We start from the raw sequence: 3047 nt of genomic DNA, 5'->3' as shown, positions 1-3047 counted from the left end.
AACGAAACCATAGTTATTGACATAAAGATACTGAAGAGTAGAAAACAATATCAATTCAAATAATACTGCAAATCCACGGCAGATCCCGTGAGCCGGAGCCGGCCTAACCTACACTTTTAATTGCAGCTTGGCAAGGGGTTGAACTTCTCAACGATCTATGCTCAATTATACACCATAAGTAACCCTAAGGCTTTCTGATGAAACAACCTCGTGCTTTGGCGCCTCTTTTTCTCACCGAGATGTGGGAACGTTTTGGCTTTTATGTCACTCAAAGTCTGCTTATTCTCTACCTTACTAGCGTCCTCAATTTCTCTGACCCTCATGCTTACATGATTCTGGGAGAGTTTACGGCTTTAGTTTATATCGCCTCCCTTGCAGGGGGTGGGGTTGCCGATCAAGTTCTAGGGCCTCGATATGCGATATTTTTAGGTTCTATTTTCTTGGGACTAGGCTACTTTTTCTTGGGTTTTGCCAGTCAAAAGCTACTCTTTCTTAGCTTGTCAATTCTCGTTGTAGGTAATGGCCTATTAAAACCCAATATTTCCAGCTTCTTGGGGCAATTTTATTATGAGAACGATCCGCGTCGGGATGCGGGCTTCACCTTATTTTACATTGGCATCAACTTAGGGGGCTTACTAGCACTAGGTAGTGCCGGATTTATACAGGAAAAGCTGGGTTGGAGCGCCGCCTTTCTCAGTGCGGGCATTAGCATGCTTATCGCTACTGTCACTTTCTGCTTCGGTTTCAAAAAGTATGAAAACCGCGGATTACTCTTTCCTCCTGACCAAATTAGGCCGTCTTTTTTACGGATGACGCGTCATAAGCTCAGCATTATTTTCCTCATTCTCCTTACTATTTTAATCGCCTATTTATTGTTGAGCAGCACCAGTATTGCTAATTTATTACAATTGGTTCTTGGTATCTTCATCCTAGCTATACTTCTTTTTATTAGCAGTCGATTTGAAAAACGCATTCGGAATAAGTTTCTTGTTTTGATCATTCTTATCTTTGCCTCCATCGTTTTTTGGGCGATACTGTTTCAGGCATTTGCCTCCGTCAATTTATTTACCGAGCGCGTGGTGGATCGACACATTATAGGCCTATTAATCCCATCGCCAGCGTTTATCGCCCTAGAAACGATTTTCATTATTTTACTCGGTCCTTTTTTAGCCACGCTTTGGCAGCGTTTACATATTAAAAAACTCGATCCCACTCCTGGAATAAAATTTTCTTTTGCCATGTTTTCAGCGGCAATTGCGATGACCTTTTTAGTTTTAGCCGTTTATTGGACCGAAACCAGCGGACTTATTCATCCCATTTGGGTTGTACTTTTTTATCTTTTTCTCACGCTGGGAGAGATGTTGCTCTCCCCCATTGGATTATCGATGGTCACGGAATTGTCTCCTCCTCATTTAACCGGTTTAATGATGGGCGTTTGGTTCATGGCGCTCGGGTTCGGCGGCCAATTATCTGGTTTTTTAGCTGAACAAGCCGGAGTGCCTAAATACATCCTTGATATCCAGGCGGCTAACGAAATCTATGGACACGCCTTTATGAATGATGCAATTCTTTCATTTGTGATTGGTTTAATATTACTTATATTAAGCCCCTGGTTAAAACGATTAATGAAAAACTGACAAAACCGGAGGGGCCTTTTGAGTTCCTATCATTATCCACAAGAGGATAAAGGCTAAAAAAACTTAAAACCCATTATCCTTGCGCAGATGGCAGTGACAAAGCCTAAAGTTGTGTCTTGTTGGTAGTCATAGGTAGTCATATAGTTTGATTTGAGAAATTAATGAGAGGTTAGACTATGTTTGCTCAAGTTACCTATATTTGGATGGACGGCGCGCAGCCAACCCAAAAGCTACGATCAAAAGTTCGGATCATCAAACACCCTGAGCGAGATATTACGCTGGCCGACTTTCCGGAATGGGGATTCGATGGTTCTTCAACCTACCAAGCGACAGGAAAGGATTCCGATTTGATTTTACAACCTGTCCATTTTGTTAAAGATCCAATCTTAGGCGATGGAAATTACTTGGTGTTATGTGAAGTGATGAATCCCGATAGATCCTCACATGCTTCAAACACCCGCGCCCGCTTGCGCCAAATCATAGCCAATGGAGCTGCTGAACATGACCCATGGATTGGGTTTGAGCAAGAATACACTCTCTTTCAAGGCGTCCAACCTCTCGGATGGCCCGATCGAGGATATCCCGCTCCTCAAGGCCCTTTTTATTGCGGCATCGGGGCCGATGAAGTATTTGGTCGCCAGCTAGTGACAGAACATGCCACGGCTTGTATTGAGGCTGGGCTCATGATTTTTGGAACGAACGCCGAAGTCATGCCAGGGCAGTGGGAATTCCAAATTGGCTATCGAGGTGCTGACGACGAGACGCCTGATCCTTTGACAGTTTCTGATCACCTTTGGCTGGCTCGATGGTTGCTCTATCGTATTGGAGAAGATTACGGAATCACAGCAACCCTCCAGCCTAAACCGGTTCAAGGGGATTGGAACGGTGCTGGAAAACACACGAACTTTTCCACTAAGTTGATGCGTGACCCCGCCACAGGCCTGGAAGCCATCGAACAGGCCATCGAGCGATTATCAAAACGTCATGACGCCCATATTGGGGTGTACGGTCATGGTTTAGAAGAGCGGCTAACTGGTAAACACGAAACGGCTCCTATTACGCAATTTTCTTCAAGCGTAGGCAATCGCGTCTCTTCCGTTCGCATACCTAGCGCAGTAGCATCTCGGGGTTGTGGTTATTTAGAAGATCGTCGACCCGGTGCTAACGCCGACCCTTACCAAGTCGCGGCTATTTTGTTAGAAACGATTTGTGGGATTCAATTGCCGAAAAATAGTGGTATCAAAACAACCGTTTGAGTTAGGTCTGTTTACAATTCTAGTAAGGCCCCTCGTCCCGCGGCTTGTTCGCAGGATCCGGTTAGGAGCAGATCGCGTCATATAAGCTATGCCATCTTGGATTTTTTTTCTCAGTAACATTTAATTTCCATTTTCTACACCAATTTTTAAATCG

2 protein-coding genes and 1 pseudogene are annotated in these 3047 nt (G+C 44.3%); 2 read left to right on the top strand and 1 reads right to left on the bottom strand.

Annotation, left to right across the window (positions count from 1 at the left end; translation table 11 throughout):
* The first annotated feature begins 197 nt into the window (after positions 1-197).
* Positions 198-1637, top strand: coding sequence for a peptide MFS transporter (locus FIV31_RS07465; protein ID WP_425278286.1), 1440 nt, complete (start codon positions 198-200; stop codon positions 1635-1637).
* Positions 1638-1813: 176 nt separating this feature from the next.
* Positions 1814-2893, top strand: coding sequence for a glutamine synthetase beta-grasp domain-containing protein (locus FIV31_RS07460; protein ID WP_280124336.1), 1080 nt, complete (start codon positions 1814-1816; stop codon positions 2891-2893).
* 61 nt (positions 2894-2954) lie between these two features.
* Here the strand turns inward: FIV31_RS07460 and FIV31_RS07455 are convergent.
* Positions 2955-3047: pseudogene (locus FIV31_RS07455) on the bottom strand (GIY-YIG nuclease family protein); the annotation flags it as partial.

It is taken from the genome of Coxiella endosymbiont of Ornithodoros amblus, from assembly GCF_019425495.1.
Classification (GTDB): domain Bacteria; phylum Pseudomonadota; class Gammaproteobacteria; order Coxiellales; family Coxiellaceae; genus Coxiella.
This window is presented reverse-complemented; position numbering and strand designations above follow the sequence as displayed.

Excerpts from the sequence above, each read along its gene's own strand:
- FIV31_RS07465 (WP_425278286.1), top strand. The coding sequence starts at position 198 with ATGAAACAACCTCGTGCTTTGGCGCCTCTTTTTCTCACCGAGATGTGG.
- FIV31_RS07460 (WP_280124336.1), top strand. The coding sequence starts at position 1,814 with ATGTTTGCTCAAGTTACCTATATTTGGATGGACGGCGCGCAGCCAACC.